Source organism: Glaciihabitans sp. dw_435 (genome assembly GCF_018449675.1).
In the GTDB taxonomy this organism is placed as follows: Bacteria; Actinomycetota; Actinomycetes; order Actinomycetales; family Microbacteriaceae; genus Glaciihabitans.
In genome coordinates, this window is sequence record NZ_JAAVUZ010000004.1 from 148,365 (window position 1) to 164,101 (window position 15,737).

The following is a 15,737-nucleotide window of genomic DNA, read 5'->3' on the forward strand; positions in this document are numbered from 1 at the left end:
CTCGTTGGCCCTAGGGTGGGGCGCATGACCACCACACCAGCACCGTCCGCTGTGCGCGGCGCCCGCAGGATCGCGATCATCACCATCATCGTGTCGCTGTCCCTGACGGCGCTCGTCGGCATCGTCGCCCTCTTCAGCGGTTTCGGCGAGGTGCAGGGGAAGACACTCCTGACCACGCTCGTCGTCGCGGGCTTTGCCGTCACCTCGCTCTGCCATCTCGCGGTGGTGGGTCGTCGCATTCAACTCGTCGGATTTGTCGGCATCGCCGTCAGCGCCGCCGCAGCCGTGGTGGGGCTCGTCCTCGTGTGGACCGACTGGAGCAACGTCGGCGACTGGATCGAGGGCTGGCTGCGTGCACTGGGAGTGCTGGCGACGATCGCCTTCAGCCTCGCCCACGCCAATCTGCTTCTTCTTCTGGCCGCACGCCGCAACCGGCCGTTCCGGGCGGCGCTGTACGCGACGCTCGTCATGATCGCCCTTCTTGCCATTCTCATCTGCCTTCCGATACTCATCTCCGGGTTCGACGGAGGCGACGGCTACTGGCGCTTCGTCGGAGTCATCGCCATTCTCGATGTGCTTGGCACCATCGTTGTGCCGGTCGTCGGAATTTTTGTGCGGGATGTCCCGCAGGTCGCGATCCCGTCGGTGCCAGGCACCGTCACGGCCGACACAGCGCCCACCACTCTCACCGTGACGGTCAGTCCCGACATCGCCGTGAAGCTCGCCGCGCTGGCGACCTCGCGAGGCGTGAGCCCCGAATCGCTGGTTTCCGCGGCGGCGGAGGCCCTGGTTCGATAACGCGCGGACGGCGTCAGGGGATGGGAACCAGGCCGAGATTTTCGCGGAACGTCCCGTCCTCGTACTCGGTGCGGGCCAACCCTCGCTCCTGCAGGATCGGCACGACCTCCTCGAGAAACAGTCCGAGCCCGTCCGGGTAGTGTGCGGGCGTCAGCATGAAGCCGTCGGCGGCGCCGGTGGTGAACCAGGTCTCCAGGGCGTCGGCAATGTCGACGGGGGATCCGACCGGCTGCCAGTACACCCCGTTGGTGTTCATGTCCACGATTACGTCGCGGAGGGTCTTCGTGGGGTCGGCGGCGAGGCCCACCATCAGGGAGGCACGGCCCTTGCGGGCTGCTCCCGCTCCCGCACCGACGAGTCGCTCAGCCGGGATGGGCTCGTCGAGCTCCAGGTCGGCGAGGGACACCCCGAGTTGTGACTCGACACTGCGCACCCCGGCGACCAGGTCGATCTGATCCCGGAAGTACTGCTGCAGTTCCCGCGCCTCTGCCCGGGTCGTGCCGATGATGAGACTCACTCCTGTCATCACGGCCACGTCATCCGCCACGCGTCCGGCGGCGGCAATGCGGTGCCGCATGTCTGTGTAGTACTGACGAGCGACGTCGATGGTGGGGGAGGCGGAGAACAGGATTTCCGCGACGTCGGCACCAAACGCCCGCCCGAGATCGGAGCCGCCGGCCTGCACGAAAACCGGATGCGTCTGGGGTGACCGCTCGATGTTGAGGGGCCCGGCGACAGTGAAGTGGTCACCGCGGTGGTCGATGGTACCGATCTTCGAGGCATCCGCATATTGTCCGCTCGCGCGGTCCAGCACCATCGCGTCCCGGTCCCAGCTCTGCCACAGTGCGGTCACGACGTCCACGTACTCGCGGGCCCGGGCATAGCGCGCGGACTCATCGGGAAGAGCCGCTTCGCCAAATTGCTCGGCGCCGAGGCCCGACGTCACGATGTTCCAGCCGATGCGCCCGCCGCTGAGGTGATCGAGAGTCGCAAATGCCCGGGCGACGTTGAACGGCTCGCTGAACGATGTCGACACTGTCGCGACGAGCCCCAGGCGCTCGGTGACGGGGATGAGGGACGCGAGAAACGTGAGCGGTTCGAAATAGCTGGCGACACTCGTCTCCGCCTGGGGAACCGAGAACGACAGCAGGTCCCCGCGAAACAGGAAGTCGAAGCGCGCCGCCTCGAGTGCCCGTGCGATGTCTGCGTAGTAGGCGTGCTCGCTCTGCCGCTCGATGCCGCTCCCCGGAAGGCGCCAGGCTCCGGGACCGCCGTAGTTGACGAAATAGCCGAGGCGCATCATTCGCCCATCGGCACGACCGGACGGGGAAGCGGATGACACGCGCCGTGACGATTCCATATGCACAGTCAACTGACCCGAACCACGCGCAACAAGGCATCCCGCGGGGCAAGCGTCTGACACCGCAGACACAGCGCGGCGGGCCGGTGCGCGGCCGACGGAATGTCTGTGCGCCCGTGCCGGTTGATGAAGTGATGACATCTCTCGCTGGCCTCCCGCTGTCCGTGCTCGACCTCGCTACCGTCTACTCGGGGATGGCGCCCTCGACCGCCCTCGCGCAGACGATCGATACCGCCGTCCAGGCGGAATCGCTCGGGTATAACCGTTTCTGGGTAGCAGAGCACCACGGCATGGTGGCCGTGGCCAGCTCCGCGCCGGCGGTGCTCATCGGTGCGATCGCCGCCGCCACATCGACCATCCGCGTCGGATCCGGCGGCGTCATGCTTCCGAACCACTCGTCCCTCGTCATCGCCGAGCAGTTCGGCACGCTCGTCGCGCTGCACGGGGACCGCATCGACCTGGGGCTCGGGCGCGCGCCCGGCACCGACCAGCTGACCTCGGCCGTGCTTCGCCGCAATGTTGGAACCGAGACCGTCGACGACTTCCCCCAGCAGGTCATCGAGCTGCTCGCGTGGTTCGGCACCATCGATCCCCTGGAAAACGGAATCGGCTCCCGCATCGTCGCCATGCCGGGACTCGGCGATTCGCCCGAGATGTGGCTGCTCGGATCCAGTGGATACAGCGCCCAGCTCGCTGGCATGATGGGCCTGCCCTTCGCGTTCGCCCACCACTTTGCCGGCGGCGACAACACGCCCGTCGCGTTCGAGATCTACCGCAACCACTTCACGCCGGGCGCTGTGCTCGCGAAGCCGCACTCCATGGTCGCCGTGGGCGCCGTTGTCGGGGATGACGCGGCCGAGGCCGAGCGTCTCGCCGGCCCGTACGGGTTGTTCTCCACCCGGTTGCGCACGGGACGTCCCGGGCAGGTGCCCTCGCTGGAGGAATCCGAGGCCCATGACTGGACCTTCGCCGAGAAGGCGTTTGTCGCCGAGCGCAACGCCCACCAAGCCGTCGGAGACGCCGACTTCGTGCGTACCCGCATCACCGAGCTCGTGGCGAGCACGGGCGCGGACGAGGTCATCGTTGTTCCGCAGAGTGCGGGCCAGGAGTCCAAGCTCCGCACCCTGCGCGACATCGTGGCGTAGCGCCCGGCGCGCCGCGGCTGTTAGTTCAGGCCGCGGCGGTCGAGCAACGGCTGGATGGTAGCGTCGCGCCCGCGGAAGTCGCGGAATGCCTCCAGGGGATCCTTGGACCCACCAACGCCGAGAAGGCGCGCACGGAAGCGATCACCGTTGGCCCGGGTCATCCCCCCGTTGTCCTTAAACCAGACCACGGTGTCGGCATCGAGCACTTCGCTCCAGATGTAGGAGTAGTACCCGGCGTCGTAGCCGCCCGAGAACGTGTGGGCGAAGTAGGTGCTGGAGTAGCGCGTGGGCACCGCGGGGTTGTCGAGGCCGAAGCTGGCGATCGCGTGCTGCTCGAACTCGGCGACATCCGTGACGTCGTCCTCGGCGGTGATCGTGTGCCACGCTTGGTCGAGCAACGCGGCTGTCAAGTACTCCGACGTCGAGAAGCCCTCGTTGAACGCGGAGGATGCCTGCAGCTTGTCGACGAAGTCCTGCGGCATCGGCTCGCCCGTCTCGTGATGCACGGCGTAGTTCGCCAGCACCTCGGGCCAGAGCATCCACATCTCGTTCACCTGGCTGGGGAACTCCACGAAGTCGCGGAACACGTTCGTTCCCGCGAACTTGGGATACGTCACCCGCGCAAACAGCCCGTGCAGCGCGTGCCCGAACTCGTGGAACAGCGTGGTCACCTCGTCATACGTCAGCAGCGTGGGGGAGCCCGTGGCGGGCTTGGGCACATTCAGGTTGTTCGTGACGATGACCGCGTGGTCGAGCAGTGTCGACTGTGAGATGAGCGAGTTCATCCACGCGCCGCCCCGCTTGGAATCCCGCGTGTACAGGTCGTACACGTAGAGGCCAACGGGCGATCCGTCGCCGTCGAACACCTCGAAGACGCGGGCCTCGGGGTGGTAGGAGATCAGGTCCGGCCGCTCGGTGAAGGTGACGCCGTAGAGCTGGGTTGCCGCGAAGAAGACTCCGTCGTGCAGCACGCGCTCCGCCTCGAAGTACGGCCGCATCTCTGCCGTGTCCACGTCGTAGGTGGCCTTGCGAACCTTCTCGCTGTAGAACGCCCAGTCCCACGAGGCAAGGGTGAATGCGTCGCCGTGGCCAGCCGCGGCGAGTTCGTCGATTTGCGCCTGCAGGTCGGCCTGCTCGGCGATGGCATTGCGGGCAGCGGCGGGGGCAAGCTTGCGGAGCATCGCGTCGACGGCCTCGGGCGTCTTCGCCGTCTCGTCGGACGTGACAAAGGCGGCGTGCGTCGGGAATCCGAGCAGGGCCGCGCGCTCGGCGCGCAGCGCGGTGATCTCGGTGACGAGTTCCCGGTTGTCCCAGTCGCCGCCCCGGATTCCACGCGAGCGGGACGCGGTCATGATGCGTTCGCGGGTGGTGCGGTTGGTGAGGGAAGCGAGGTATGGATGCCCCGTGGGCAGCACAAGCGTGATGAGGAACTTGCCCTCGAGCCCGCGCTCGGCTGCCGCAGCGGCCGCGGCCGAGATTTCCCCGTCGCTGAGGCCATCCAGCTCCGCCGCGTCGTCGATGACCACGGCAAGATCGTTGGTGTCGGCGAGGAGGTTCTTCTCAAACCGGGTGGTGAGGGTGGAGAGCTTACGGTTCAGTTCCCGCACTTGCTCCTTGTCCGTGTCATCCAGTCCCGCGCCTGCCTGGGTGAACTCGGCGAAGTAGCGTTCGATCAGGTAGATGCCCTCGGGCTCGATCCCGAGCTCGTGGCGGCTCTCGTGCAACCGGGCGATGCGGGCGTACAGGGCGGAGTTCAGACGGATGGCGTCGGAATGCGCGGCGAGCTGCGGGGCGATCTCCTCCTCGAGCTCGTTGGTGAAGTCCGTGCTGTCGGCCGAGCTCTTGTTGAAGAACACAACGGCGACGCGTTCCAACACCGAGCCCGCGCGCTCAAGGGGGAGCATGGTGTTCTCGAATGTCGGCGCCTCGGGGGAGTCGACCACGTCCTGAATTTCGGCGAGGTGATCGGCGAAGCCCTTCTCGAAGGCGGGACGGTAGTGCTCGTCGCGGATGTCGGCGAAGGGAGGCAGTCCGTACGGGAGGGTGCTCGGGGCAAAGAACGGGTTCGACATTGTTCCAGCCTAGGGCGGCACCCGCCGGGGCGTGGGCGGAGGACACCGAGCGGTGGGCCTACCGCAAAGAAAACATTGCAAAGTTAAGTTTGCAAAGAAACTGTTGCAAAGACTTCTTTGCAGAGGTATCTTTGCACTATGGATACCGACCAGAGCGAACCCACCGGGGGCGAGGCGGCGCTGCCACCCGAACGGTCCATCGATCTCGATGGGCTGAAGGCCCTCGCGCATCCCCTCCGTGTGCAGATCGTCGACACCCTCTCCATCTGGGGACCGTTTACGGCAAGCGGGCTGGCCGAACGGCTGGGCGAGTCCAGTGGGGCAACCAGCTACCACCTGCGCCAGCTGGAGAAGCAGGGTTTCGTGCGTGAGGTGACAGGCAGGGGAACCGGCCGCGAACGCTGGTGGGAGCGGGTCCCCGGCGGCATCGCGATCCGCCCGCAGACGCTGCGGGAGAGCCCGAGCGCTCGTGCGGTGGGTGACATGATCTCCCGCGAGTGGTCACGCTCCCGCGAGGCGCTCTTGCGTGACTACGAGGAGCACGGCCTCGATCAGCTGCCCCCGAAGTGGACAGACGCCAGCGAGGTATCCACCGTCAACGTGCGCCTGACGGCCGACGAGCTCGCGAGCATGGCGGGCGATGTCATGGCAGTGCTGGACACCTACGTCGCCCGGTACCGAGGCCGTACCGACCCCGATGCCCGCCCGGTGCAGGTGCACTTCAATGCTTTCCCCGTTCTCGACGCGCGGCGTGCCGCTCCGTCCGGCACTACCCCGACCCCTCAGGGAGGTGACAATCATGGCAATAGCTAGTTCTTCGTCCCGGCACGCTCATCGCTCGCCGGTCGACGCACTCGTTGCGCACGTCGCGCAGCGCATGCTCCGCTGGGCCGACCGCGAGGCCGACCGCCCCGGACTGGCCCCGGCAGAGGTCGAGTTGCTGCGCAGCAACGCGCGCGATCAGCGCGAGGCATCCACTCTCGCAACGTTCGTCTACCTCGGCCGCTGACCCTCCGGGGGTTAATCACTAAAACCCCTGATCCGCCGATAGTTTTACTCCGGTGAAACTACCCGGGAATGTCGGTGGTCTCCTCTAGTTTTGACACAGCTGAGGAGGTGAAGATCATGACAATCGCAAGCACATCCCGCCGGCATCTGCATCGGTCGGCGTCCGACATCGTCGTGGCGCGTTTCGCGCTATTCCTGCTGCGCTGGTCGCACCGGCGTGCGGAACGCCCGGTGCTGACGGCCGAAGAGGTCGACCTCATGCGGCGCAACGCCGCGCAGCTCCGTGAGGAATATCGTCGGTCGTTCGTCGTCCCGATCCAGCGCTGAGCGCACTGCCTGGCAACCGCCTGCGGGCAGTGCGCTCGGCCGCTGTCGGGCAGACCGTTGCGGCGTCTCAGTCTTCCGGGTGCTCCACGGTGACGTCTCCCGCGTGATCGACCCGGATGGTCGTCCCGTCGTCCAGTTCGACGACCGGACGGCCCTCAAGCCAGGTGAGCGTCCAGCGCCACTGGCTGGTGTCGGTGCCGGCGAGCTCCAGCTCTTCGGCGGCGACGGCCGCGCGCACGTTCTCGGGCAGGCGGTCGGGGGCCGTGGCTCCGACGCTCCAGCGTGTTCCCATTTGCATTAGTTGGCGTCCAGATCCATGTCGTACGTGACCCACGTCGTGCGGGTCGCGAGGGTGTCGTACAAGCGCTGTGCGGTGGTGTTGTCCTCCGCGGTGATCCATCGGATCTTGCGGATGCCGCGTTCGACGGCGATCTCTCGCAGCCGGGCGATCAGGGCCGATGCCGTTCCCGTTCCGCGCGCATCGCTGGCCGTGAACAGGTCATCGAGGTACAGCCCGCGGCCACCGGCGAGCGGGCGCGAGAACTCGCGGTAATGAGCGATTCCGATGACCCGCGCGTTGTCGTCGGTGGCGACGAGGCAAAACGACTCGTTGTCGTCGGCGAGGAGCCAGCCGAACACGAGCTCGGCTTTCTCCTCCGTCAGCGGGGTCTCGTAGAAGTCCCCGTAGCCGGCGTACAGCTCCTGCCACGCCGCGCGGTCGCCCGCCGCGAGATCCCGCACCTGCGTCATGCGGGGTCGACCACCACGGGCTGCTCGGCGAGGACGATGTCGCTGACCGAGACATCCGCCGCCTCAACGAAGCCGACGGTCGCGATGCGGCCAACGGCGCTCAGGTCGTCAATGGCGAGTTCGAGCAGTGCGGGGCCGGCAATGGTCGCCGAGACGACCTCTGTCTTCTGCGACGCCTTTGCATCGGTCTTCGCGCGGCGGATGCTGATGAGCGCTTCGCTCACGAGCGGCAGCAGCCCGGTGGGCTCGCCCGCGCCCCGCACGGTCGGCCACGAGGCGGTGTGCACGGAGCCCTCGTGCGTCCAGCTCCACACCTCTTCGGTGGCGAACGGAATGAAGGGTGCAAACAGGCGCAGCAGCACGTCGACGGCCTCGCGCAGCGTGCGGACGGCGGACGCCTGGCCCTCGGGGGAGCCGGCACCGTAGGCGCGCTCCTTGACCAGCTCGAGGTAGTCATCGCAGAAGATCCAGAAGAACTGTTCCGCGGTCTCCAGCGCCTTGGCGTGATCGAACTCGTCGAACGCGGCGGTGGCGACCGTGATCACGCGGTCGAGTTCGGCGAGCAGATCGGCGTCGAGGGGGTTGGTGGTGGATGCCTCGGCCTCCGCCACCGGGAACGCGTACACGAACTTCGCGGCGTTGAGCACCTTGATGGCCAGACGGCGGCCGATCTTGATCTGCTTGGGGTTCTGCGGGTCGAACGCGGCATCCGTTCCCAGCCGGCTGGAGGCCGCCCAGTACCGGACCGCGTCGGAGCCGTGCACGTCGAGCATGGCAGCGGGGGTGACCACGTTGCCCTTGGACTTCGACATCTTCTTGCGGTCGGGGTCGACGATGAAGCCGGAGATGCCAGCGTTCTTCCACGGCACCTGGCCGTGCTCAAGCTCGGACCGCAGCACAGTCGTGAAGAGCCAGGTGCGGATGATGTCCTGGCCCTGGCTGCGCAGCGAGTAGGGGAAGACGAGGTCGAACAGTTCGGGATCGCGCTCCCAGCCGCCGGCGATCTGCGGGGTGAGGGAGGAAGTGGCCCAGGTGTCCATGATGTCCACCTCGCCGGCAAAGCCGCCGGGAACGCCACGCTGCGACTCGTCGAAGCCGGGAGCCGTCTCGGAGGCGGGGTCAACGGGCAGCGCGTCCTCGCTCGGCGCGATCGGGGTCGTCTTGTTTCCCTCGGCGTCCAGGTGATACCAGAGCGGGATCGGCACACCGAAGAAGCGCTGGCGGGACACGAGCCAGTCGCCGGTCAGGCCACCGACCCAGTTCTCGTACCGCACGCGCATGTGGTCGGGGGTGAAGTTGATCTGACGGCCGTCCTCCACGAGCTTGTCGCGCAACGCGGCATCCCGTGATCCATTGCGGATGTACCACTGGCGGGTGGAGATGATCTCGAGGGGCTTGTCGCCCTTCTCGAAGAACTTCACCGAGTGCATGATCGGCTTCGGGTCACCGACCATCTCGCCGGTGTTCTTCAGCAGCTCGATGATCTTGGCCTTGGCACTGAACACGGTCTTACCCGCGAGCTCCGCGTAGGCGGCCACTGCCTCGTCGGTGACGATCACGTCGGGGGCATCGGCGATGATGCGTCCGTCGGCGCCCATGATCGTGCGGTTGGGGAGGTCGAGTTCACGCCACCAGATGACGTCTGTCACGTCGCCGAAGGTACAGATCATGGCGATGCCCGATCCCTTGTCCTTCTGGGCGAGGTGGTGGGCGACGACCGGCACCTCGACGCCGAACAGCGGGGTCGTGACGTTGGTGCCGAACAGGTGCTGGTACCGCTCGTCGTCCGGGTGGGCGACAAGGGCGACGCAGGCGGCGAGCAACTCGGGACGCGTGGTCTCGATGAAGATGTCCTCGCCGTTCGCCTGGTGGAAGGCGAGGCGATGGTAAGCCGCGGGCATTTCCTTGTCTTCCAGCTCAGCCTGCGCGACGGCGGTACGGAAGGTGATGTCCCAGAGCGTGGGGGCATCGGCCTGGTAAGCCTCGCCGCGGTCGAGGTTGCGCAGGAACGCACGCTGGGCGGCGGTCTGCGCCTCGTTGCCGATGGTGCGGTAGGTCTGTGCCCAGTCGACGCTGAGGCCGAGGGTGCGCCAGAGGTCTTCGAACTGCTTCTCGTCCTCGATGGTGAGGCGCTCGCACAGCTCGATGAAGTTGCGGCGCGAGACGGGCTGCTGGTCGGCGGCCTTCGACGAGGCATTGTCGCCCCCCTCGAGCGGCGGCACGAAGTCGTGCACGTAGGGGAGGGACGGGTCGCAGCGCACGCCGTAGTAGTTCTGCACGCGGCGCTCGGTCGGCAGGCCGTTGTCGTCCCAACCCATCGGGTAGAAGATCGACTTGCCCAGCATGCGCTGGTAGCGCGTCACCACATCCATGTGGGTGTAGCTGAAGACGTGGCCGATGTGCAGCGAGCCGGAGGCCGTCGGCGGGGGAGTGTCGACCGAGAAGACGTTCTTGCGGGTCGCGTTCTCGCGATCGAAGCGGTAGGTGCCGTCCTTTTCCCAGACCGGAGCCCACTTGCTCTCGAGCCCCTCCAGGGCCGGCTTGTCGGGAATCACGCTGGCGGCGGCCGGTGTGGTGGGGGGCGTGGACGCGTCGAGCGAGGACATGGTTCTCCGGTTCAATGTGTGCGGCACCGTGTCAGAGGTAAAGGTGCCTGAGTATGGGGTTTCCCCCAGCTTAAACCATGCCGCGGTGGGGCCGCTCAGACCTGCGTCAGGCCGATGAGATTGCCGACCGTGTCGTCGAACGTCGCCCCGAGAACCCCGCCAAGGTCGGTCGGTGGCTGTACGAAGACGGCGCCCGCCAGGGTCATCCGCTCGAATTCCATCTCCAGGTCATCGACGACGAACGATGTCGCGGGGATGCCCTGCTCACGGATGCCCTTCTGAAACGCCTGTGACACCGGATTGTCGTTGGGTTCCAGCAGCAGCTGCACGCCATCGGTCACCCCCGCCGTCGTTACGGTCAGCCAGCGAAACTCTCCGACGGGTTCATCGAGCTTTTTTTCGAAGCCAACGACCGAGGTATAGAAGTCGAGAGCGCGCTGCTGGTCTTCCACAAAGATGCTGGTGAGGGCGATCGTGATCATTGCCGGGCTGTCCCTTCGTCATGTATCCACAGATGTCGGAATGCGCTGACCCACCCGTCGACGTCCCGCAACGGTGCGGCGTTGATCGCGTAGATGCGTCGGGTGCCCTCAACGCGGACGGTTGCGAACCCGGCATCGCGCAACACCTTGAGGTGCTGCGAGACGGCAGGCTGCGACAGGCCAAACTCCTCCTGGATCACCGCGGCCATGTCTCCCGGCGTTCGCTCCTGCGTTCCGAGCAGTTCGAGCAAACGCCGGCGGACGGGATCTCCGAGGACGTCGAAAGCGCGCACGCTTCCATGGTTGAACGCGGGCGAATATAGGTCAAGCCTTATAGGCGGTGGGGCGGATGCCTCGGGGCTACTGGGTCACGGGCGCGTCGACGGCCGGGACCGTCGGAATCACCACGGGAGGCGTGACGACAGGAGTCGTGGGCGTCGTCGTGGGGCTCGGCGTCGTTGTCGGAACGGCGGTCGGGGTGGGCGTAGCCGACTTCGTGGGAGTCGGGGTCGGCGTTGCCGTCTTCGTGGGCTTCGGAGTTGCCGACTTCGTCGGGGTGGGCGCCGCCGTCTTTGTTGGAGTTTGCGTCGGAGTCGGCGTCGAAGTCTCGGTGGCCGTCGGAGTCGGGGTGTCCGTCGCGGTCGGCTCGGTCGTTGCCGTGTCGGACGGGGTCGGAGAGTCGGTGATCGCCGGAACGACCGTCGCCCCGCGGCTGCCGAGAACCAGCAACACGATAATGATCGCAACGACGAGCGCCGCACCGACCGAGGCGAGAATAATCACGGTTCTGCGTGAATCTCCCGCGGGAAGAACGCCGCTGGCGCCGGCTCCCGCCGTCCCAGCAGCTCCGGTGGAGACCGGAATCGGGGCCGTGTTGGCAGACTGCCCAAATACCGCCGTGGGCGCAGCAGCTGCCGCACCCGCACCCGCACCCGCGGCGCTCGCGCCAAAGAGTTCCGTGGCGAAGTCGTCGTCGGCATTGGCCGTGGGGGTGGGAGGAGTGAATCCCGAGGAGGGAATGACGGTCGTCGCCGGGTACAGCGGGGGAGCGGTCGGAACGTAGGCCGTCGGCTCGTTCGTCTCGGTGGTGTCGGCCGCGGACCAGTGGGAGGGAATGTCGTTGGTGCTCGTCGGCGCTGTCGCGGGCTCGTCGGGCTCATCGTCGTCGAAACGGAAGATGTCGGTTCCGATGGCCTCGGTCTCGACGGGCTCGTCGGAAGGAGCGGACACCGGGGTGGCAACGGTGGGCACGTCGGCGCCGGTCGGCTCGGGAGCGGCGGCGGCCTGGGGCGCAGCGGGCTCCGGGCTCGTGGCCGGCTCGACGGGCGGCACGATCGGGGCGCGGGGCGCCGAGGGTCGTGTTCCCCGGATGAGGTCATCGAAACCAAGCGGGCCAGAGGCCTCGGTTGGAACGTCGCTCGTCGGCTGGTCTGGTTCGGAGGGAGTGTCGTTGCTCATAGTTATCTGCGCCCTACCCTAGGCGGTTTGCAGACGGGATCCTGAACACGAGCTAGCGACACTCCCTCCTGGTGGTTAGGAGGCGAGCACGACGTCGTCGACCGGTGGCTTCCGTCGCGCGGCGACTATGGCGGCAATCAGCGTGATCGCGGACATCACCGCGAGGACGATGCCGGGGTGCCACCACGCGAATTTCGTGGCGTTACCGAGTGCCAGCGTGATGGACGGGACGAATCCCGAGATGACCGCGGCGATGCTGTACGCGAAAGCGAGAGCCGAGTAGCGCCAGCGGGTGGCAAACAGGTCACTCATCAGGCCGCCGAGTCCGGCCCACGCCATGGTCGGCAGGATTCCGCCGATGATCATCGTGGCAACCAGGATCGGGAAGGTGGCTTCCTGGAGTACCCAGTACAGGGGGAAGGCAACGAGGAGCGTGCCGAGGGCACCCCACGCGACGACCCTCGCCGACCCGATCCGCACGGCCCACAACCCGAACAACGGAATGGTGATGAGCTGCAGGAACCCGCCGATGGTGGTGGCGAGCAGGAGGTCCGTATAGCTGAAGCCGAGCACGGTCGAACCGTAGTTCAGCGTGTAGGTGTTCATCAGCGAGTACGACCCGATGCCGAGCAGTCCCGCTCCTACCGCGAGGATGAGCGCCGCCGGCTGGGCCCGAAGGACTGCCAGCAAGGGCAGGCGCTCCCGGTGGTCCGTGGCGACGAGCGTCTTGAACAGCGGCGTCTCGTCAATCGACCAGCGAAGGTACAGGGAGACGAGCAGCAGGGGTATGGCGGTGAGGAACGGAATCCGCCATCCCCATTCCGACATCGCCGCGGGCGAGATGCTCGCGGTCAGGGCGATGAACAGCAGGGCGGACAGGATGGAGCCGACGGGTGAGCCCAGTTGCGGAAGCGCGGAGAAGAAGCCGCGGTGACGCGTGTCCGTGTGCTCCGTTGCCAGAAGTACTGCCCCTCCCCACTCACCTCCGAGGGAGATCCCCTGCAGGAGCCGGAGGACGACGAGGAGGATCGCTCCGAGCCATCCCGCAACCGCGTACGGGGGAAGAACACCGATCAGGCTCGTCGCGACACCCATGGTCGTGATGGTCACGATGAGGGTTTTGCGGCGACCGATGCGGTCACCCAGGTGACCGAAGATGATCGCGCCGATGGGGCGAATGATGAATCCGACGGCGATGGTGAGGAATCCGGCGAGGACTCCGCCGAATGCGCCGAGGGGTTCGAAGAACAGGGGGCCGACAAAAAATGCCGCAAAGTAGGCGAACACGTAGAAGTCATACGACTCCAGCGCGGTCCCTACAAAGGAGGCCCAGACAACCTTGCGGACTGTTCTGGGTGAGGACGGTGAAGTGGTTGGCGCTTTGCCACTCGTTGTAGTAGTCACGGAGGTAGAGCATAGTGACGGGCCGATTCATTCCCGACCCCTCGTCGGTCCCTTCGTGAGGAAGTTCTCATCAACTCCTTCCGTGGGCACAGTTTCGACATACTGAAGGCATGTCCGGGCAGAAACCACGTCGATTCGCGGGTGCCCGATTTTCGGTGCGCTCTCGCATCCTCGCGTCGATCCTGCTGGTCGCCGCGCTCGGGCTCACCGGAGCCGGAGGTATCACCTTCCTCGTGCAGCGCGACCGCGCCCTGTCCCAGATCGATGACCGACTGCAGTCGCGGATCGAATCGGCCCGCGCGATCGTGTCCAAGGGCACTGCGGTGACGGATGCCTCGGGCGCGACCACCACGACGGGCTTCGCCAGCTCGAAGCTGGCCCTCTACGGCGTTCTCCAACAGCTCATCCCCGACAGTGGCGAGAGCGCTCTGGGGATCTACCAGGGCGAGGCGACCTACACCCCGGGTGTGCAGACGGATTTTCACCTGGAGGACGACCCGGCCTTCATTGCCCGGGTGACGCGGGATGTCGCGGACGGAACGGTTCGGCTGGGAACCGCCGTGACCTCGGTGGGCCGGTTGCGCTACATCGCCACACCGGTCAGCGTGGCGGGAGCGGACACGGGCGCCGTGTACGTCACGGCCGTTGACCTCGACGCCCGGCTCGCGGAAGTGACGGAGTCGTTCCGCACCTATGAGCTCGTGGCATCCGCCGCTCTCGTGGCCATCGGCCTCGTTGGCTGGTTCGTGGCCGGGCGTCTGCTGCGTCCCATTCGCCGGCTCAGCGCCGCGGCGTCGCGCATCACGGCGAGCGAGCGGAACGAGCGGATTCCCGTCGTGGGGAGGGACGACGTGTCCCTGTTGACGGAGACGGTCAACAGCATGCTCGACCGGCTGGACGCCGCCCTCACCGGACAGCGGCAGCTGCTCGACGACGTGAGGCACGAGCTGAAGACACCGATCACGATCGTTCGGGGGCACCTCGAGTTGCTCAACGCGGACGATCCGGCAGAGGTCGAGGCGACGCGGGTGCTTGCTCTCGACGAGCTGGACCGCATGACGGGCCTCGTGGATGACATCGAATCCCTCGCCGATTCGCAGCGCATCGCGCCGGTGGTGCGCCCCACCGATATTGCCGATCTCACGGAGGAGGTCTTCGCGAAGGCGTCGGGGATCGGCGGGCACGACTGGGTGCTGGGCGAGGTTTGCGCAGGCGAGTGTCGCGCTCGACCCCGCGCGGATCACCCAGGCGTGGCTCCAACTCGTCGACAACGCGTCCAAGTACTCGCCGGAGGGCTCGCGGGTGGAGATTGGCAGTACCGAGCTCGCGGCCGGCGGCTCCGCTGATCCGTCCGCCGGCCGGTCGGTCGAGTTCTGGGTCGCGGATGCGGGTAGCGGGATTCCCGCGGGCGCCGAGGGTCGGATCTTCGAGCGGTTCGGACGGGTGGACGCCGGCCGTGGCATCCGCGGGTCTGGTCTCGGCCTTCCGATCGTGAAGGCGATCGCCGCCGCGCACGGAGGGACTGTCAGCCTTGCGTCGTCCCCGGCCGGATCGCGGTTTGGAATCATCATCCCCATGACGGCCACGCCCGCTGGCTTCGCGCCGACGGCCAACGCAGAGGAATCATCGTGAGCAGCATCCTGATCGCCGAAGATGAACCCCGCATCTCCGGTTTTGTCGAGAAGGGCCTGCGGGCGGCGGGTTTTCAGGCGACGGTGGTTGCCACGGGTCCCGACGCCCTCGCGCACGCGCAGAGCGGGTCGTACGATCTCGTGCTGCTCGACGTCGGACTGCCCGGGATTGATGGGTTCGAGGTGCTGCGGCAGCTGCGGCTGTCGGGGTCAACGATTCCCGTGGTGATGCTCACGGCCCGGTCGTCGGTCAGCGACACCGTCGCGGGACTCGACGGCGGGGCGAACGACTACATGCCCAAGCCGTTCAAGTTCGATGAGCTCCTCGCCCGTGTGCGGCTGCGGTTGCGTGAGGCCGAGTCGGTGACGGTTGCGACGCTGGACAGCGACGATCTCAGCCTCGATCTGCGCACCCGACGCGCGACCGTGGGCGACCGCGTCGTCGACCTGTCGGCCCGGGAGTTCGCGCTCGCCGAGGAGTTCCTGCGCCACCCCGACCAGGTCTTGAGCCGGGAGCAGCTACTCAGCCGGGTGTGGGGCGTCGACTTCGACCCCGGCTCGAACGTCGTTGACGTGTACGTCCGGTACCTGCGGGGCAAGCTCGGTGCCGACAGGATCGAGACCGTGCGCGGAATGGGGTATCGCTTCAAGTAGTGCGCGGTGCGGCGCGGTGCTGTTCTGTGCGGTGCCATTAAC

The 15,737-nt window shown here is 66.8% G+C and carries 17 protein-coding genes; 8 read left to right on the top strand and 9 right to left on the bottom strand.

Annotated features, from left to right (window positions below; translation table 11 throughout):
• Window positions 1-24 precede the first annotated feature (24 nt).
• Window positions 25-798, top strand: a complete 774-nt coding sequence (locus tag HB677_RS07585; RefSeq protein WP_213815077.1) for a hypothetical protein — start codon at window positions 25-27, stop codon at window positions 796-798.
• Window positions 799-811: 13 nt separating this feature from the next.
• Here HB677_RS07585 and HB677_RS07590 read toward each other — a convergent pair whose 3' ends face one another.
• Window positions 812-2,158: an NtaA/DmoA family FMN-dependent monooxygenase gene (locus HB677_RS07590; RefSeq protein ID WP_213815078.1), complete on the bottom strand. Its 1,347-nt coding sequence runs from the start codon at window positions 2,156-2,158 to the stop codon at window positions 812-814.
• 134 nt (window positions 2,159-2,292) lie between these two features.
• Here HB677_RS07590 and HB677_RS07595 point away from each other — a divergent pair, with 134 nt between their 5' ends.
• Complete coding sequence (locus HB677_RS07595) at window positions 2,293-3,303, top strand: LLM class flavin-dependent oxidoreductase (protein WP_213815079.1); 1,011 nt, start codon at window positions 2,293-2,295, stop codon at window positions 3,301-3,303.
• Window positions 3,304-3,323: 20 nt separating this feature from the next.
• Here the strand turns inward: HB677_RS07595 and HB677_RS07600 are convergent, their stop codons facing one another.
• Complete coding sequence (locus HB677_RS07600) at window positions 3,324-5,375, bottom strand: M3 family metallopeptidase (RefSeq protein WP_213815080.1); 2,052 nt, start codon at window positions 5,373-5,375, stop codon at window positions 3,324-3,326.
• A 138-nt stretch (window positions 5,376-5,513) separates the two neighbouring features.
• Here HB677_RS07600 and HB677_RS07605 point away from each other — a divergent pair, with 138 nt between their 5' ends.
• From HB677_RS07605 to HB677_RS07615, 3 genes are all read left to right on the top strand, one after another.
• Window positions 5,514-6,188: a transcriptional regulator gene (locus HB677_RS07605; RefSeq protein ID WP_213815081.1), complete on the top strand. Its 675-nt coding sequence runs from the start codon at window positions 5,514-5,516 to the stop codon at window positions 6,186-6,188.
• Window positions 6,175-6,384, top strand: a complete 210-nt coding sequence (locus HB677_RS07610; protein ID WP_213815082.1) for a hypothetical protein — start codon at window positions 6,175-6,177, stop codon at window positions 6,382-6,384. The genes HB677_RS07605 and HB677_RS07610 overlap by 14 nt, the downstream gene beginning before the upstream one ends.
• A 116-nt stretch (window positions 6,385-6,500) precedes the next feature.
• Window positions 6,501-6,710 carry a hypothetical protein gene (locus HB677_RS07615; RefSeq protein WP_213815083.1) on the top strand — a complete coding sequence of 70 codons (210 nt, stop codon included), beginning with the start codon at window positions 6,501-6,503 and terminating at the stop codon, window positions 6,708-6,710.
• Window positions 6,711-6,777: 67 nt separating this feature from the next.
• Here HB677_RS07615 and HB677_RS07620 read toward each other — a convergent pair whose 3' ends face one another.
• From HB677_RS07620 to HB677_RS07650, 7 genes are all read right to left on the bottom strand, one after another.
• Window positions 6,778-7,002: a hypothetical protein gene (locus tag HB677_RS07620; RefSeq protein WP_255546350.1), complete on the bottom strand. Its 225-nt coding sequence runs from the start codon at window positions 7,000-7,002 to the stop codon at window positions 6,778-6,780.
• Between the two features lie 5 nt (window positions 7,003-7,007).
• On the bottom strand, window positions 7,008-7,460 hold the full coding sequence (locus tag HB677_RS07625; protein ID WP_213815085.1) for a GNAT family N-acetyltransferase: 453 nt from the start codon (window positions 7,458-7,460) through the stop codon (window positions 7,008-7,010).
• A complete protein-coding gene (valS, locus tag HB677_RS07630; RefSeq protein WP_213815086.1) occupies window positions 7,457-10,066 on the bottom strand; it encodes a valine--tRNA ligase in 2,610 nt (869 codons plus the stop codon). The genes HB677_RS07625 and valS overlap by 4 nt, the downstream gene beginning before the upstream one ends.
• A gap of 95 nt (window positions 10,067-10,161) precedes the next feature.
• Complete coding sequence (locus HB677_RS07635) at window positions 10,162-10,548, bottom strand: VOC family protein (protein ID WP_213815087.1); 387 nt, start codon at window positions 10,546-10,548, stop codon at window positions 10,162-10,164.
• A complete protein-coding gene (locus tag HB677_RS07640) occupies window positions 10,545-10,841 on the bottom strand; it encodes a helix-turn-helix transcriptional regulator (protein WP_213815088.1) in 297 nt (98 codons plus the stop codon). The genes HB677_RS07635 and HB677_RS07640 overlap by 4 nt, the downstream gene beginning before the upstream one ends.
• Before the next feature lie 67 nt (window positions 10,842-10,908).
• Window positions 10,909-12,006 (bottom strand): hypothetical protein, encoded by a 1,098-nt coding sequence (locus HB677_RS07645; RefSeq protein WP_213815089.1) that lies wholly within the window; start codon window positions 12,004-12,006, stop codon window positions 10,909-10,911.
• A 75-nt stretch (window positions 12,007-12,081) separates the two neighbouring features.
• Window positions 12,082-13,410 (bottom strand): MFS transporter, encoded by a 1,329-nt coding sequence (locus tag HB677_RS07650; protein WP_213815090.1) that lies wholly within the window; start codon window positions 13,408-13,410, stop codon window positions 12,082-12,084.
• Between the two features lie 110 nt (window positions 13,411-13,520).
• Between HB677_RS07650 and HB677_RS07655 the strand changes: the two genes are divergently transcribed.
• From HB677_RS07655 to HB677_RS07665, 3 genes are read left to right on the top strand one after another with little or no spacing between them, the layout of a single operon-like run.
• A complete protein-coding gene (locus HB677_RS07655) occupies window positions 13,521-14,756 on the top strand; it encodes a HAMP domain-containing protein (protein ID WP_213815091.1) in 1,236 nt (411 codons plus the stop codon).
• Window positions 14,650-15,042, top strand: a complete 393-nt coding sequence (locus HB677_RS18395; protein ID WP_307852534.1) for a sensor histidine kinase — start codon at window positions 14,650-14,652, stop codon at window positions 15,040-15,042. Before HB677_RS07655 ends, HB677_RS18395 begins: the two co-directional genes overlap by 107 nt.
• The gene (locus HB677_RS07665) at window positions 15,039-15,695 is read left to right on the top strand and encodes a response regulator transcription factor (protein ID WP_213815092.1); all 657 of its coding nucleotides are present in this window, start codon (window positions 15,039-15,041) and stop codon (window positions 15,693-15,695) included. Before HB677_RS18395 ends, HB677_RS07665 begins: the two co-directional genes overlap by 4 nt.
• Window positions 15,696-15,737 lie beyond the last annotated feature (42 nt).